Source organism: Pseudoalteromonas luteoviolacea H33-S (assembly GCF_001625695.1).
GTDB lineage: Bacteria > Pseudomonadota > Gammaproteobacteria > Enterobacterales > Alteromonadaceae > Pseudoalteromonas > Pseudoalteromonas luteoviolacea_B.
Genome location: NZ_AUXY01000081.1, coordinates 30,442 through 47,967, shown reverse-complemented (window position 1 = coordinate 47,967; position 17,526 = coordinate 30,442). Strand labels below are relative to the sequence as shown.

The window sequence follows — 17,526 nt, the reverse complement described above, 5'->3', positions numbered from 1 at the left end:
CTTAGCTCCTGTGTTCTCGTTCTTTTTTTACATTAACCTTAAAGCAAATAAGGCACTTAAACAATTGAGTAAATACTCTAACTGATGGATATTCCCATATTTAAAGCAAAGTTACAATCAGCAAAGCACCTGCTTTTCGATATGTCCAACAATCTCATTTAAGATATCTTGAGGGTGTTGCATATGGCAATGATGACCTCCAGAGACCTTAGAAACGCTAAGTTTATCAAAACACGAAAGAAATTTTTTCATGTTATCACGCATTTGAGCATATCCTTCTTCAGGTAAGATAAGCATAGTGTCTACTGAAATTTTATCTAATAAACTCAGCGCTTGTTCCTGATTTAGCCTAATTGTCGAAGGCAGTTTAAGTTTAGGGTCTGAACTCAATCTGTATTTACCACACTCGGCAAGAATCGTTCTTTCCATTAAAACCTCTGCGATTTGCTCATCAAAACCGCCAACCTTAGCTCTTGCCTTAATCATTGATGACCTGTCATCAAACCAACGGTCACGTTGAGAAGACAGCTTTTGTCTTTCTTCAAACGCCTTTACTAAGTTTGTTTTTGCATATTCATTACCTTGATATATGAGCCCAATGCCATCAATTAAGTTCAATGAACGTACGTAATGAGGAAAAGTACTGGCAAGTAGATTAGCAATGAGCGCGCCCATGGAGTGACCCACAAAATGTGCGCTATTTATGTTCGCTGTTTGCATGAAGCGCATTACATCATACACGTACTCGACAAAATAGTACTGCGCATCGTCAGATTTCCAAGCTGATTTTCCATGTCCTGGTAGATCCAAAAAATACCAAGTGTATTTCTTTTTCTGAGCTTCCGTGAGTAGCTTCGCTATCGGTTTAAAGCTATTACTGTTATCCAACCACCCGTGCAAACAAACAACAGCGTCGGGCCCATTACCAGCCTGTTGCCAAGAAAAGCCATCTTTAAAATTGTCTTTCATCTCATTTTTTTTATTAATCAGCATTTATTGATATTCTTCACAAACACATTTAGTTATGATCATACGCGATAAAATCTATACAGCTATAGAAATAATTAATTCAATTATTGCATCAGACTTTAAATCAAACACGGGAATTCAAAGGAAAAACTATGTCACGCAAAATTTCGGCAGTTGCAGCGGCAATTTCATTATTGGCGAGTAGCCAAGTTTACGCTGCACCAAAAAACATCATTTACATGATTGGTGACGGCATGGGCCCAGCTTATACTACGGCATACAGATACTACAAAGATGACAAAACAACCAAAGTAGTTGAGCCTACGGTGTTTGACTCTATTTTAGTTGGTATGGCGCATACATATCCTGACGACAACACAGTTGTAACAGACAGTGCAGCCGGTGCAACGGCGTTAAGTACAGCAAAGAAGAGTTACAATGGCGCAATCGCGGTAGACACAGCTAAAAAGCCGCTTAAAACAATGTTGCAAATGGCAAAAGAAAAAGGCATGACTACGGCTTTGGTTGCAACATCACAAATTAACCATGCAACACCAGCAAGTTTTGCTGCGCATAATGAGTCAAGACGCAATTACGATGAAATCGCCAACGATTATGTAGACGTTAAAATAGCAGGAAAATTACCTGTCGATTTAATGCTAGGCGGTGGTACACAATACTTCATCCGAGAAGATAGAAATATAGTGTCTGAGTTCAAGCAAGCTGGATATCAATACATTGACGATTTAAATGACCTAAACTCACTTAAATCAATTCCTGCAATCGGACTTTTTGCCGAAAAAGGCATGCCACATGCTATTGATGAAAGCCCTCTTCGCCTTACTGATATGACCAATAAAGCACTCGTTCTACTTGATAAAGACAAAAACAAAGAAGGCTTTTTTGTCATGATCGAAGGCAGTCAAATTGATTGGTGTGGACATGCTAATGACATTGCGTGCGCCATGATGGAAATGGATGACTTCGCTCAATCGATTGAACTCGCTAAGGCCTATGTCGACAGAAACCCTGATACACTTTTAGTTATTACAGCTGATCACTCTACCGGTGGTCTAACGCTGGGGGCAGACGGCGACTACAAATGGGAACGTGACGTCGTTGCAAATGTTAAAGCATCAGTCAAAACCATTACCCAAAAACTAAAAGATAGTAAAAACTTAGAAAAAGACTGGGTTGCACTTACCGGCTTAGAATATACGTCTGAAGTTGCTGAAGAGCTGAAAGAAGCAAAATCAGAGGGTGATAGAGCACTTTTTAAAGCGATAAACGAGCAAATAAATGAAGCTAGTTACACCGGTTGGACAACAGGGGGTCATACTGCCATAGATGTTCAGGTATTTGCACATGGCAAAGGCCGTGAAGATTTCATTGGCTCGCAAAACAACACGCAAATTGCCGAGAAATTAATTTCATTTATTGAGCGATAAATTCTTATTTAGCATTAGGTTGGTTGTGGCTTATTGCAACCAATCTATCAAGATGCTGTCTGTTCTCCTTTGTTCTTTGCGCCGCGAAGCCGATGCAATAGCGTTGGAACTATCAACTTATGAACTGGTTTTATAAGAAACATATAATACTTGCCAAAAATATTGTTTAAATGGACAACAGTGGTTGCATGGAGTTTGGCTCCGGAATTATTTGGTGTCACATGAAAAGACACTTTAACGTTTAAGTGTTTATCTTTATCCTCTAATATGACTTCTTGCTGCGTATTTTTATAAAGAGTAAAAATTCCAACCCTGTCTCCAACTTTTATGTTCTCTAAATTTTTCTGCGGATTAACATCGTCAATCGCACCAAGATCTTTCATACCAAAGCTAGAGACGATCTTATTACGCAAACTCATTAAAAAGTTGAACCACGCAGGTGAGCGGGTCACTAACTCTATAAATAGCTCAAGTGCTGTTTCATCTTGGTAACTATCGATATCAGACGAAAAGCAATCATAAAAATCTGCATTACCTACATATGACTTAATAAGAGAAGAACTCGGGATTTCATTCATAACACGGCCTGTGTATTAAGGTGTTTAAGTAGAAATTATCAATGTCATCTTTCATGTTCAAGCGGCTATAACTTTATATAATTAATCTCATAAAGTTATAAAGGTTTATTTCATATCGCCCTCGGAAATCGGTAGCAATTAGTAACTATAATTCGAATATAGAGCCACCACAATATACATAATAAAAACAAATCATTTACATCCTATTGTTATTGATATACGTTAATGAAAACCAAGTATCACTTAAGGAAAAAGAAGAATGAAAAAACTAAATAAAAAAACACTAAAAAGTTTATCTAAAGACAATTTGAAGCTGCCATTGGATATAACTCCTCGCATTGCAGGGGGTGATCACACTGATCAATATTCTGATGATTGCGGCCCATCAGTGCCTCGTAACCCTACTTGGTACTCTGAGTGCGGTTGTCCAACATCACCCTGCTGATCCGAATAAACGGGCTAGCTAAGACATAATGCTAGCCCATTAAACATGATCTCTAAAGACTCACAACAAAATCAGCATAGGCACGGCGCACTTTTTCATTTTCAAACATTTGATAGTGGTCAGCTTCTTCAGAAATTACAATTCGTTTATTCTGACTATTGCTCGATTTATACAATGCATGTGAGAGTGAAACAGGAGTTTGCTTATCTTCCCCACCACCGATAACTAGTAATGGTCCTTTATACACCTTCCCTAGCACTTTTTTATTATCAACAGAGTAAAAGACATCATCCACTTGAACATCAACAATCATTTTTTTATACCAAGGAATTGCTTCATCTATCCACTCTTGAACATTAGTGGCTGATCCTTCCATTACCAAGCCATCAATTGACTTGGAACTTGCTACTTGAGCTGCCAAGAAACTACCTAAGGAAAAACCATGCACTAACACTTTATCAGCATTAAGCTGGTTTTTAACATATTCAAAACTCATTTTCGCATCTTCAACTAGGTTTGATATTGTGGCTTTGCCATTGCTTGCGCCTAGGCCCCTGCGGTCAAACACAACAATATCAAAGTTATATTTAGCTAAATGCAGTAATGCTTTTTCAGTTGCCGGACTTTCAACTGTCATTCCATTACCTGGTATAAATAATATTGTGTTTTCTGTATCTAAAGAGTCTATATGCAAGCCATTTAATTGAACTGTGCCTTCATCTGCAGACATATTAAGTTCTTTAACAGTATGTTTCGTCATAACCTGATCGAGTTTTTTTATAAATTGTCGCTCGTATGGTTTTACTGATTCTGATTGACTAATAAAGTTAGACTCATTTATCGCAACAGAGCAACCATTAAGCACGAAACAAGCGAACACAATCACGAACTTTTTCATTCTTATTTCCTTATTGTTAGATAAATTGTGTTCACCAATGTATCAGAAAACATTTGTGAAATGTCAAATAGACATATTTTGTAACCACAAACTTCAACTGAAAGGCAGCACTATTTCAATGATTTACTACTTAAAAGTGGTCGAAAGAACTTTTAATTGCAGTTTAAAATTAATGTTAAATAAGATTGAAACAGGTTAAACAACTAATCTTTCTATCATAAAAATTAGAAAGACATAAGAAATGAAAATATTTATTCCATAGCTGACACGCCCATAACAAAGAAATCACTTACAATCCCCCTTTCTAAATTAAAGAACTAAACGAACAGAAAACCTGACATGTTCAAAAAACACATTAATAAAAATTAAACAACTAAAAAGCAACTTAACCTGGTCGTTAACTTCAAACATAAATTAACTTGATCACTCACCTTAAAAGAGCATCTCAATGTATATTTTTAGCTTAAATAACATGCATATACAGAAAAACAAAAGAAAGATTTTAATAAAAATTAAAACAACCTAATTATAAAAAAAACCACATATAACCACTTCCTTTTAAAACAACACAAGATATGACAACAACAAAATTTAAAGCTAAAAATATAAATAACTCAAAACTTCAAGGTATACCAAAAAAACTATAACTATCTATTTTTAAGGTTTTCAATAAGGTTGACGGGCCTAATTAATTTTACTAATTTTATAAAGCGAAATTTCGTTTAATAAAAAATTAAAATCACAAATTCATATACATAATGTAAATCACAAGGAAATTAAAATAAAAAAACTTTAACAGCGTTAACTCTTGTTGCTGGTACTATTTTCTCTAGTTCAGCATTCTTTGCTCAACTTATATGTGATATTTATCCTGCCTACGGCGGACAATCATAGGGAAATAGCACTTCAAGTTGTGAAGCACTTGATTTTTCATTTGGTAGCTCCGCACGCGCCAGCTTTTATCTTAAAATGTAACCAGACCTATTAAAAGAGTTGATTGGAGCGGAACTGTAAGATGTAGTGGTAAAAAATGTAACGTATCTATTCGCGCATATGGTATCAACAAGGCAACAGCAACAATTCTATACAAAGATGGTTCTTGGGAGAGAACAAACACCGCAAGAGCAACTTATCAATCAGGTCACTAGTCAAAAAAATTTAGCTAGTAATGGTGCATGTCAAAAAATATTCTTGATGTGCACCAACGTAATTAATATAAGAATGAACTTATGTAGAACTGCTCACATATCTGTATTTAAATAGTACTAAGAAATTAATAATATACAATCATTCTCTGTTCAAAATAGCAACAAAATATATTACCCACCTCAAAACACATGTATGAATTTCCTCAAACTATTGCTAGCGGTGAATCACTCTTTGATAGATTTGCAAAGTTTTTTCCCTTTAAGCACTCAATGATTTGTCAATGTTTATCTGTCGTTTATTAGTGTAAACAAGGAGCTTTATGCGTATTTTTCAATCTAAAAACTCGAATAATGACAGCCACCACCTAAACAAAAGCTGAACAATCATCACGAGAATATAAAAATTAACATAAAATCACCCAAATTGTTAAATAAAAAAATATTTATAGATATCAAAAGCATTAACTAAAAGACAAGATGTAAAAGTAAAATATTAACAACACTTTCAATCCCTTAATGTAAAATCAATCCACTCTCCTGTATGAGCCAATTGTTTCATACAGAAAAAACACCATTGACGAAACCTTAAATATTTTATTATCTTGTTAATGCGAAATCGCGTTCAATAAAAAACATCAATAAACAGGAATTTTAAAATGAAAACTACTTTAAAAGCTCTCACACTTGTAGCAGGCACTTTTTTTGCTGGTTCTGCATTCTCAGCAGACCTTGTGTGTGATGTATATCCAAAAGGTAATGGTAATGCTTGGGGCAATGGCACAAAGAGCTGCTTCGGCTTTGACTTTTCTTTCGGCAGTTCGACTTCTGGCCGTTTTTACCTTAAAAACGTTACAAAACCAATCCAAGAAGTTCGTTGGAGCGGTGCAGCACGATGTGGCACATCTAGCACAAGCTGCGGCGTGACAGTAAGAGCTTATTCGTCTACAACTGCTTCTGCATTGATCTTATACAAAGACGGTACTTGGGAGCAAACTAATACTGCTAGAGCATCATACGAAACTGGTCACTAATAAACACAAAGCCGGTCTAAATTTTGATGGCGCCTAAAGTTCCTTTAGGCGCATATATAACCAACAATTAATTATGAGCGCCCTATTTTTGCCCCCTAAGCGCCAACGTCACTCTTCTTCATATTAGTCATCCAAATTAGCGGATAGCACAAACCAAAGTTAACAGTTATCAAGCTAATATTCGGCTCTTTCTATTAACTTATGTTTAGTTTCTTTCACTCGAAGTCGTCAAAATAAAACCTTCGACCGAAGACTCGCCAAAAATACTTTAGCGTGATGGAAATGTGTGCTTTTATTCAGATAGTGCGTTGCGTTAAGTATTTTGATAACAGTATCAATAGAAAAGAATAGGTATAATTAAAGTAAGATGGATAACGCAGCAGATAAAACAGTTAGCCATGGCCAATATATCAATTGCTCAGGCTACTCATAATTCATTTCAAGGTTTGTTTATCTAGTTTGTTTCAACATAGATTTGTTTGCTATTCAGATTGCCACCTGAGACCTTGTGTAAAACTGGTCAGCAAAAAATGGGGTATAACTGCTAGTGATACCCCAAAGTCTAGTTTATTTGCCACCCGGTTCAGCAAATTTTGTCATCCATTTCTCAACTTCATTGTACCAATAAATTGAGTTATTTGGCTTCATAATCCAATGGTTTTCATCTGGGAAATAAATCATGCGTGATTCTACCCCTTTGGTCTGTAAAGTGCGGAATAACTCAAACCCCTGACCTACAGGAACACGATAGTCTAACTGACCATGGACTATTAAAGTCGGTGTATCAAAGTTCTCAGCATAAAAATGAGGTGAAATCGTTTTATAAATTTCAGGTTGTTCCCAATAGCTACCAAAACGAGGCGAATGCACCGCAAAATCAGCTGACATTTGAGAATACATATTATACACAGCAGCGTGGATTAAAAACGCTTTGAACGAATGGTTATCGCCGAGTAAAGTAGAGCTCAAAAAGCCACCATAGCTTGCGCCTGCAGCAACCATACGTTCCGCATCAATCCATGTTTTTTGCTCAAACCATTTTGTTGCTAGTTGCACATCTTTAAGCGGCTTAGTACGCCAATCTGGGTTGATTGCATCTGCAAAATCTTGTCCAAAGCCACTTGAACCATGGAAGTTAGGCCATGCAGTTACATAACCCCAAGAAGCAAAAGTCTGTGCATTCCAACGATAATGGAATCCATCAGTAATTGCATTGTGTGGTCCACCATGGATCAGCATCATCAATGGATATTTTTTGGATTTATCAAACCCTGGCGGATAATGAACCCACATCTGTATGTCCTGCCCACCAGCGCCTTTGTAGGTTACAGACTCATAAGTGCCTAACTCAACTTCAGACATAACAGATTCGTTCAAGCTATCTATGCGACTTAATTTTCCATTACGCGTATTGACTACGACCAAACGCTTTGGATATAAAAAGCTCTCATTCGTTGTTACCAGTTTGCGCGAACCAAGTAATATGGGCGCACCAAAGTTAGTATCTTTTGTAATTGCACGTGTTTTCCCGCTTTTCCCATTAATATGGTAAATACGCCTTGTTCCGGCATCATCTATCGAACTATAAAAATCACGGCCATTATCTGCCCATGTAATATTTGTGACTGAACGGTCTTTGTCTATATTGAGTACTTTGGTTTCTTTATCTTTTAAGTCATATAGTTTTATGACAGCAGTATCAGCGTAAAAGCCGAGAATGCTGCGGCTTAAATAGGCTAAGGTTTTGCCACTTTGATTAAACTTTGGAGAGAAGTCGGGAGCATTGTTATCAGGTGAGATATTTACAGCTTTCTTAGCACCAATTTTGCCAACAAAAATATCTGTCTTAGTGTCTACTTGGTTTTCCCAACCATTAGAATTAAACGCAATGTGTGTCTCCGTTGAGTCAATGTCATAACTTAGTGCTGATTGACTCGAGCGAACCAACTGTCTTCCCATTGGCTCAGTAATAGGCTCAACCTGACCGCCATTTTCAGGAATACGAAAAACGTGCGCTTGTCTATCTTCATTAATGAAATGATCAAAAGAAGAATATGGCAAAGCGTTCCATTGTCGAGCAGATACTTTGGTATCCTTTTGTTCTTTCAGAAGCCCTTCCATTTCAGTCCAGGTTTTTTGCGGCCAAACCGAACTAATAAAGTAAAGGTGCTTACCTACCCATTTAATACCTTTTACACCAGTTGGGACATTCGTTAATCTTTTTGCTTCACCGGGCTCAGTTAGAGGCAAAATATAGATTTGACCAGCCTTATCCCCTGCACGCTTACTAATAAACGCAAGTTGATTGGAATCAGGAGAAAATACAGGCTGACTCGCCCTTAACTTAGCAGATGTTAATGCTCGCGCGGGTTTTCCTTTCGCATCGAACAACCACAATTGCGTTTCACCTTTATCTTTTGCAACATCGAATTTAGTCACTGGTGCTACGATAAAATTTCCATCTGACGAAACAACAGGTGAACCTAATCGTTCTAGCTGCCATAAGCGCTCTATACTCAAAGCTGTATTTGCTTGTGAAGAAGTCGCATGTACATTAAGCGCCAACCCAACCAACAACACAAACATTAAAAATAATCGAGTTTTCATCGGTTTGTGATACCTCTATCTATTTATCTAAAGATGCACAATACCACTTAGCATCAAACTGTTAATACAATTTGGGATAAAACAACCAAAACAAATGTTTACTTAACTCTAGGGACAAAACTTTAGCACTTTGCTAAGCAAGTTTAGCAAGTGCAACTGTGTTATAAGTCTATAAAATACTCGCCGTTCCTTTCAAAGCTTTGCAAAGGATAGACAAAGATACAAAGACGGATACAGCTTCTCTTCATCGAAATTTTCCCTAACAACCACAATTCATGTACCCATTATTCAAGCTGAAACCTCATTATTAGTATTTTTCAAGTTGTTATATATATTCATATATAACAATAATTTCTGCTCAAAAAACAAACTGAAAAATAGGTATTTTTAATTTAAATTCGCAAACGACATTGCCATTAGACCGTTCCAAGTATTATGTTATTTAAAAGAACACAACATGTTGCCGTGATGTTTACACCTTATGACAGGCACACCCAAATGCTTATGAATATTAAGATTCTAATGCATATGGCTGAATAAGAAATGTTTTCTCACAAGCATCATTAAACCTAAACAACAAGGAACAAACATGAGTATCCAGCGATTTAAACTATCTGCAATCACAACCCTAATGGCAGCTGCTGTAAGTTTGCCCACATTAGCAAATGAGCCTGTTTTCGAAGGTCACAGCTCAGACCATAAGTTAAAAGCAAAAACGGTTGAGTCTAACCGATACATTGTAAAATTTAAGAAAGAAAAACTAGGTGAAAAAAGAGCATTCAACGATTTTATAGCACTAAATTACTTATTCACAGCGGGTGCTGAGCCATTATTTGCACTGAATGATGAGCAAGCCATGATAGCTGAACTAGACGAATTTAGCCTTAGAACATTACGTAAGATGTCATCTGTTGAGTCAATCGAAATTGATCCTAAGCGTTACTTGTCAAAACCAACCTCTCAGGACTCTATTGCGCCCTATGCGCAAAGCACTCCTTATGGCATAAACATGGTACAGGGAAACCAACTGTCACAAACTAACACTTCAGCACGAAAAGTGTGTGTTATAGACACTGGTTACAATTTGGGCCACCCAGACTTACCTTATGGCAATGTGACTGGTGTTGCTAACAACAATGCAGTTGGTAGATGGAACAATGATGGAAACGGCCACGGTACACACGTAGCTGGCACAATTGCTGCTGAAAACAACAATCAAGGTGTTGTCGGTGTTTATCCTGGTGTAGACCTGCATATTGTAAAGATCTTCGATGATAACGGTCAGTGGACTTACGCATCAAACCTCATTAACGCAATACAGCAATGTAAAGATGCGGGCTCAGATGTGGTTAATATGAGTTTGGGTGGTGGAAACTACTCAAATACTGAAAACACTGCAATGCAGAACTTTGTTAACGGCGGCATGATGTTGGTTGCAGCCGCCGGTAACGATGGCAACGGCACGAAATCATACCCAGCTTCTTATGATTCAGTCATTTCTGTTGCTTCGGTGACTTCAAATGAATCTCGCTCATCGTTTTCCCAGTACAATGATCAAATTGAAATATCTGGCCCAGGTTCAAACGTTAACTCCACCTACCCAACCAACACATACAGAAGTTTAAGCGGTACCTCTATGGCCTCGCCTCACGTGGCTGGTGTTGCAGCACTCGTTTGGAGCCATCACACACAATGTACAAACCAAGAAATTCGTGCTGCATTAAATGCAACTGCTAAAGACAAAGGTGCAGCAGGATATGATATCTACTATGGTCATGGAATTGCGCAAGCAAGAAGCGCATCTGACTACTTATCTGCAAACGGTTGTCAAGGTGGCGGTGATCCAGGTAATCCAGGCGGTGTAAAGCCGGTCAATGGTTCTTTGCCTAATTTACAAGGTACGCAAAACGGATGGACGCACTACACTTGGGATATACCGCAAGGGGTGAAAGAAATGAGCTTGAATATCACAGGTGGAACCGGTGATGCAGATCTATATGTTCGTTACAACGCGCAACCAGATGCAAACAACTATACCTGTCGCCCATGGAAAGACGGAAACGAGGAACAGTGCACATTCACCAACCCGAACTCTGGCACATGGCACATTAGCTTATTTGGATATAGTAACTACAGTGGTGTAACACTTAACTATGCTTACAAATAAATAACAGCAGAATACCAAAACCAATGTTCAAGGCTAATTAAACAATCCCGATTAGCCTTGAACTCACACTTTTTAAAAATGACAAAAACACAACAATAAAGAAATACATGAAACAATAATAACTTCTACATAATTTACAAAACAAAACATAAAGCAATAATTTATTCATTCATTAAAGTTATATAAATGAACCAGTAACTTTGAACTCAAATCCATACTCACTCATTGAAATCCAACAGAGACCAATAACATATTTTGTTATAATATACATAAATATAGGAAAAAATCATTAACACTTTTACCACCTGGACACACTTCAAACAAATAACTGTATATCCAGACAGTAACTCATAAACACCTCAACTTTAAAACCAAAAAATATACGTTGAAACTGTGTATTTTTTATTCTTTTAATAAAGAATATCTTTGATAACCTAATCAAGCTTGAGTTATAATGCGCGCCCATAATTGCACAAAACCAAAGGGTGATAGGTTTTTCTTCTCGTATTTAAGTGGATTTTTACTGCTGTTTTGCAGGTTGACTTAAATGAAGGGAGGCGGACTTTAAAGTACATTGAATTGAATACACAGGATGAATGTCCGGTAAATCAAAATTTATTGATTCAATAACAATGGCAAGACCTTTATAGATGACTAGAAAGAGTAGAACGTGTTAACTCGAAACATTTTGTTGTTACAAACTAAAATAGCAACTTTTTTCAAAGTGCCCTGTGCATTTTTGATCATTACTCAGTTACGCATTCTTATTTGTAATCTTCGTGGTCAAACACTCTTTGGTACTAATTATAAATAATAAGCAGTAACTCCTATCTATTGATTCTCATACCAACTTTATCACCGAGTAAGCCTCCTTTTGGAAGCTTGCTTGATTTTGGTCTGAATAAAATAGTGTGGATGAAGCAGATTTTTACTAATTATTGAACTTTATCTTTAAAGTCAGATAGTTAGAAACTTTAATTTAAGATTGAAACAACCTAAACACACGGGAAACAACACAATGAAAAACGTTCGCTTATCAAAAGTGGCCGGCGCCTTAGCACTTGCTATTGGTGTGTCAGCAAGTGCATTTGCATCTGACACTTCATCAGCCATGCGTGGTAAAATCACTACGCCTGCTGGCGATGCTGCCGCTAACGTTAAAGTTACGGTTATTCACGAGCCGACAGGCACAGTAAATACATTTACGACTAATGACTCTGGTGCATTCATCGCAAAGGGTCTTCGCGTAGGCGGTCCATACCGCGTTGTGATTGACTCTGACAAATATTCTGATGCAGAGCTAAACAATATTTCACTTCAGCTAGGTGACACACACCGTATTACAAAACAGCTAGAGCCACTACAATCAATCGAAAAAATTCAAGTAAGTGGTTATAAACTAGTACAACAAGCCGGCGGTTCAAGCAGTGTATTTGGTGAAGATACCATTAATAACGTACCTAGCTTTAACAACGACATCAAAGACGTTGCACGTCTTAACCCACTTGCAAGCATTAACGGTAACGGTGAATTAACCATTGCTGGTAATAACCCAAGAACAAACGGTTTAACTGTAGACGGTATAGGCCAAAACGATGACTTTGGTTTAAACTTTGGTGGTTACCCAACAGCTCAACCACCAGTTGCACTGGATGCAATTGAGCAAATCTCTGTTGATAGCTCTCCATTCTCTGCGAAAAAAGGTAACTTTGGCGGCGGGACTATCAATGCCGTAACTAAGTCAGGTTCTAACGAGTTTACTTTCTCTGGTTTTTACGAGACAAGTACACCTAGCCTTGCTGGTAAAGTAGATAACATCTCAGAAGCTAAACACACAAAAGATGGCGTTAACCCAGAGACTGGTGAAGAGTACAGAGCTGGCGACCACGTTCTCGATAAAGATGGCCACAAAACGTTTGACGTTTCAAGCACAGATCCAATCGAAACTGAAGCGAGAATGGGCTTTAGCACTGGTGGCGCTATCATCAAAGATGAACTATTTTTCTTCGTGAACTACAATTCTTGGAAACAAGAGAGAGAAATGGACTATGGCTTTGATGGCTCTGGCACATCACACGAATTTGATATTTCTAAGCAAGATTACGACCGATTCAATACCATCCTAAGTAATACATACGGTTTACAAGATGAGCTTGGTGGCGATCCAGAAAATACTAGTGACAGCCTGCTAGTCAAACTTAGCTGGAACATCAGTGACCTTCACCGCGCAGACTTTACTTACCAATGGCAGGATGAAGAAAGCGACAAAGGCTTCGCAACTGGTGGTAACACCATCACTATGGCATCTAGCCGTTACCAATACGTGACTAAATTCAACAACTTTGCGACAAAACTATACTCTGATTGGTCTGATGACTTCTCAACTGAAATTGGTTTTGCTTACAAAGATGTATCAAATGACAGCTTAACAAATTCTGATTTAGGTCAAATTCAAGTCTATCTAAATAATAGCGACCGTGGTGAGTCTATTCAGTTTGGTCGTGACGATGTACGTCACAGCAATGTTTCTGAAACAGAAACTTACGCATTCACTTTCGATGCAACTTACCTAATGGGTGACCATGAGATCAATTTTGGTGCGCAACTAGAAAGTAAGCGTCTATACAACCTATTTGCCCAAAATTCGATGGGTACTTGGAAGTTTGGTAGCCTAGATGATTTTGAAAGCAAAAAGCTATATCAAAATTGGAAAGATGATTACCAATTCTCATACATGAACGCAAATTCAAACAATGTGAATGACTTAGCGTATGACGCGACACGTGAGCAACTTGCACTTTATGTGGAAGATAAGTTCTACCTGACTGATGATTTAGAAATCACTGCTGGTGTTCGATATGAACGTTTATCTTCAGGTGATAAGCCTAATCTTAACGAATATTTCCTACAAACGTACGGTTATACTAACCAAGAAAACCTAGATGGCGCAGACATCATCCTTCCGCGTATTGGCTTTAAGTTCTACGCAACGGACGCACTAACCATTAACGGTGGTATTGGTCGTTTCCAAGGCGGTATTCCTAACGTTTGGTTCAACAACCCATTCCAAAAAGACGGCATAACACAAGTTGAAGCATCGCAAGATGATATCAACGCTTATTTTGCTAATGTAGAGCAAGTTGATATCACGCGAGTACCAGAGGCTATTCAATCAACGCTTACTCAAGGCGCAGGTAATACAGCTTATACTGATCCAAACTTTAAACTACCTTCAAGTATTCGTGCACAAGTTGGTTTTGAGTATGAATTTGATTCAGAGCTATTAGGTGACGGCTTCAAATGGTCTGCTGAAATTGCTTACCAAAACAAGCAAGACGAAGCTGTTTGGCACAATACGGCTATTGAACAGAAGGAAGCTGCTCCAAACCTTTCGGCGACAGGGCGTGTAATTTATGAAAGTATTTACACAGAAGAATCTGGTCGTACAGATAATCATGACATCATGATGACGAATTCTGACTTAGATGCACGTTCAATTATCATTTCAACAGCAATCGCAAAAGAATTCGATAACGGCCTATACGTGTCTGCAAGCTATACACATCAAGATGTTGAAGACATCTCGCCGGGTAGTGCATCACAAGCTGACGGTAACTACAAACATGCAACAACACATAGCCGTAACGTTGACTTAGTTGGCCGTGGTCACTATGAAGTTGAGCACAGCTTTAAGCTTAACTTACGTTACCAGACTGAGTTCTTCGAAGGTTATGCATCTAAGTTCAACATGTTCTTCGAGCGTCGTTCTGGTCGTCCATTTAGCTATACTATGGGCTCATACAACGATGGCGACTTTGGTGATACTCGTGGTCTAGATAGAACATCAGCTTATCTTGCATACATTCCAACAGGTCCTGATGACACAAACGTAGATTGGAATGAATCTAAGTTATCGTGGAATGAGTTAGAAGCACTTCTTAACAGAGCTGGTATTTCTGAGCGTGGCCAATTACTTGACCGTAATACAGGGACTCAACCTTGGGTAACTACAATGGATGTAAGCTTTACTCAAGAGATCCCTGGTATCTACAAAGAACACAAAGGCGAAGTTTACTTCATGATTGAAAACTTCGCTAATCTACTTAACAGTGATTGGGGTGTTGAAAAGAGACTTGGTTACAGCGACCAAAAACTATATGATTTTGGTGGTTTAGAGGACGGTAAATTAGTTATCGATCCGCGTTACCAAGGTTCAGACGTTCGCAACTACTCTCAGATCACCAAAGGTGCATCTGCATGGCAAGCTAAAATTGGTATCCGCTACTCGTTCTAATAGCGTGATTATTTAGTAATTGAAAGGCCAACTTGTGTTGGCCTTTTTTAACTGAGCAGAAAGTGTAATTGGCCGAGAAACATACTATATAAATGAGTACATAAACTAAGCGCCTTTCTCAATGTGCTTAAAACACTTTCCAATGTACTTAAAACACAAAGAACAACTTTAAACCCTTACCCCCTCTAAATCCCCTTGTCACGATACAGCAAAAACGAACCAGCTTATGAATTATGTTAAATTGGTAAAAAATCAATTTAGTAGCACACATTACTACTTTATTTCGAATTGAGTACAGCCAGCACGCTTTTGTTTAAATGCGATATACTCACTGAAATATTTAACATTTACAGGGAAATGCTCTACAGGCTCATCACCATCTGGATACGCTTTTGCTTGAGACATTAAAGCTTTTTGCAATGCTTCACACTCTTTCTCCTGCTCACCCATAGTGCGATAGCCTAATGAAAGCCTCTCATATAAACTCGCTATAAATGCTTGATTATTATCTGGGTCTACAAAACTGATCGCCTTTAAGTAGTGCGTAATACCTTGCTGGTGTCTGTTTTCATATGACACACCAGCTTCTGCAAACCCAAAAACGTTAAACGTGCCTTTATGGTTGGTCAGCATAGAAGAAAAGTAAAAGTCACCATAATACAAATGAGTGTACACCAAACATTTTGGCTTTTTGGTTTCATTGCAAAACTCCAGCACATTACTCAGCAGATTATCTACCCCTTTAGGCGCTTTATTTTGCTTTAAGAATCTGACTGCTTTATTAAAGTCCCTATCTGCATCTTCTTGCTTATATGTCACTTCACACCCGGTTGAAACAAAGGTAGCACCAACTGCCAACATAGTATTTTTTATATTCATAAACTCACTGAAACTGATCTTAAAAATCGTCATTACTATCGGATAGTAAAAAATTGAAAAGCCGCTCATCAAGGTATACTTAATCGAGTGATTAAGCACCATAAGGATATGTTATTCTGGTTTGCTTGCACAGCCTGCTTGACTCTGTAGTTGCAAAATATAGTCACTAAAGCGTTCAAAATTCATTGGAATTTCATCAGCAGGCATGTCATCTTCTGGGTACGCTTGAAAGTGATACTGTAAGCTTTTCTCTAACGCTAAACACTCTTTTTCTATATCCTCTATTAAGTGGTAACTCAATGATAGCTGGATATAAAGAGTTGATATTTCTTTGTGATCTTTAGCATGGTCCCAATAGCTAATGGCTTTTTCAAAATGTTTAGCAGAATGCTCAAACCTATTTTCAAATGTGACATTCGGCTCTACAAATCCTTTTTCTTCGTAATGGTTCTGTTCTACCCTGATTGTATTGGAGCGATATAAATGGCCATAAAGTTCATACGCAAGAGCTAAACACTGCTTATCATTTTCTCTTAAACAAATTTCTGCTGAGTTTTTAAGGCGGTGCTCATTAAGAGCAGGATGGTCGCCAGCGACTTGTACTGAGTGACGGGCTTTATTAAGCGTGTACCGTGCTTTCATTAAATCTTCTGTCATGCCACAACCATTAACAGATAAGAATACGATTAAAATAATTAAGAACTGTTTGACTTTCATTGCGCTCTATTGATGTTATGAATCGTTATGTTTATTAAACGATATAAGACGAGTTTAAAAATAGATATGATAAGTGCTTAGATAGAAGTTTGATATCAATTCACCGCAAAACAAACTAAAATCGGCCAAAAGTAAACCAAAACACTTGTAAATTAACAATCAATCTAGGAAGTGACACATTTTAAAAATGTTTATTTATGAGTTATTTAAAAGAAGTTTGAAAGCTTTAAATCCAAGGTAGACGCTGACCACAGAAAACTCTACTCAGAGATTGCTAGATAATTTGTATTAAATAACCCGTACATTGCCTCCACATGCCTTAAGCTACGACATATCTAATATGTA

Annotated in this window: 11 protein-coding genes; 5 read left to right on the top strand and 6 right to left on the bottom strand. The window is 37.7% G+C overall.

The features are described 5' to 3' along the window. Positions 1 to 117: 117 nt before the first annotated feature. Positions 118 to 993: an alpha/beta fold hydrolase gene (locus N477_RS15915; protein ID WP_081216438.1), complete on the bottom strand. Its 876-nt coding sequence runs from the start codon at positions 991 to 993 to the stop codon at positions 118 to 120. 128 nt (positions 994 to 1,121) lie between these two features. Here N477_RS15915 and N477_RS15910 point away from each other — a divergent pair, with 128 nt between their 5' ends. Next, positions 1,122 to 2,417: an alkaline phosphatase gene (locus N477_RS15910; protein ID WP_063361681.1), complete on the top strand. Its 1,296-nt coding sequence runs from the start codon at positions 1,122 to 1,124 to the stop codon at positions 2,415 to 2,417. A gap of 47 nt (positions 2,418 to 2,464) precedes the next feature. Here N477_RS15910 and N477_RS15905 read toward each other — a convergent pair whose 3' ends face one another. Beyond that, complete coding sequence (locus tag N477_RS15905; RefSeq protein WP_063361680.1) at positions 2,465 to 2,995, bottom strand: DUF2867 domain-containing protein; 531 nt, start codon at positions 2,993 to 2,995, stop codon at positions 2,465 to 2,467. A 259-nt stretch (positions 2,996 to 3,254) separates the two neighbouring features. Here N477_RS15905 and N477_RS15900 point away from each other — a divergent pair, with 259 nt between their 5' ends. Next, the gene (locus N477_RS15900) at positions 3,255 to 3,440 is read left to right on the top strand and encodes a hypothetical protein (protein ID WP_063361679.1); all 186 of its coding nucleotides are present in this window, start codon (positions 3,255 to 3,257) and stop codon (positions 3,438 to 3,440) included. Between the two features lie 52 nt (positions 3,441 to 3,492). Here N477_RS15900 and N477_RS15895 read toward each other — a convergent pair whose 3' ends face one another. Further along, entirely contained in the window at positions 3,493 to 4,338 is an 846-nt protein-coding gene (locus N477_RS15895; RefSeq protein WP_063361678.1) for an alpha/beta hydrolase, read from the bottom strand. A gap of 1,804 nt (positions 4,339 to 6,142) precedes the next feature. Between N477_RS15895 and N477_RS15885 the strand changes: the two genes are divergently transcribed. Continuing rightward, positions 6,143 to 6,517: a hypothetical protein gene (locus N477_RS15885; protein WP_063361677.1), complete on the top strand. Its 375-nt coding sequence runs from the start codon at positions 6,143 to 6,145 to the stop codon at positions 6,515 to 6,517. A gap of 567 nt (positions 6,518 to 7,084) precedes the next feature. On the opposite strand, the gene N477_RS15880 is transcribed toward N477_RS15885, so the two are convergent. Then, entirely contained in the window at positions 7,085 to 9,124 is a 2,040-nt protein-coding gene (locus tag N477_RS15880; protein WP_063361676.1) for an alpha/beta hydrolase family protein, read from the bottom strand. Positions 9,125 to 9,713: 589 nt separating this feature from the next. Between N477_RS15880 and N477_RS15875 the strand changes: the two genes are divergently transcribed. Together N477_RS15875 and N477_RS15870 are read left to right on the top strand one after the other, a co-directional pair. Beyond that, positions 9,714 to 11,291 carry a S8 family serine peptidase gene (locus N477_RS15875; RefSeq protein WP_081216437.1) on the top strand — a complete coding sequence of 526 codons (1,578 nt, stop codon included), beginning with the start codon at positions 9,714 to 9,716 and terminating at the stop codon, positions 11,289 to 11,291. Between the two features lie 1,018 nt (positions 11,292 to 12,309). Continuing rightward, positions 12,310 to 15,585 carry a TonB-dependent receptor gene (locus N477_RS15870; protein ID WP_063361675.1) on the top strand — a complete coding sequence of 1,092 codons (3,276 nt, stop codon included), beginning with the start codon at positions 12,310 to 12,312 and terminating at the stop codon, positions 15,583 to 15,585. Between the two features lie 273 nt (positions 15,586 to 15,858). Here the strand turns inward: N477_RS15870 and N477_RS15865 are convergent, their stop codons facing one another. Then, on the bottom strand, positions 15,859 to 16,464 hold the full coding sequence (locus N477_RS15865; RefSeq protein WP_155731925.1) for a hypothetical protein: 606 nt from the start codon (positions 16,462 to 16,464) through the stop codon (positions 15,859 to 15,861). Between the two features lie 111 nt (positions 16,465 to 16,575). After that, complete coding sequence (locus tag N477_RS15860; protein ID WP_063361673.1) at positions 16,576 to 17,181, bottom strand: hypothetical protein; 606 nt, start codon at positions 17,179 to 17,181, stop codon at positions 16,576 to 16,578. Positions 17,182 to 17,526: the final 345 nt, after the last annotated feature.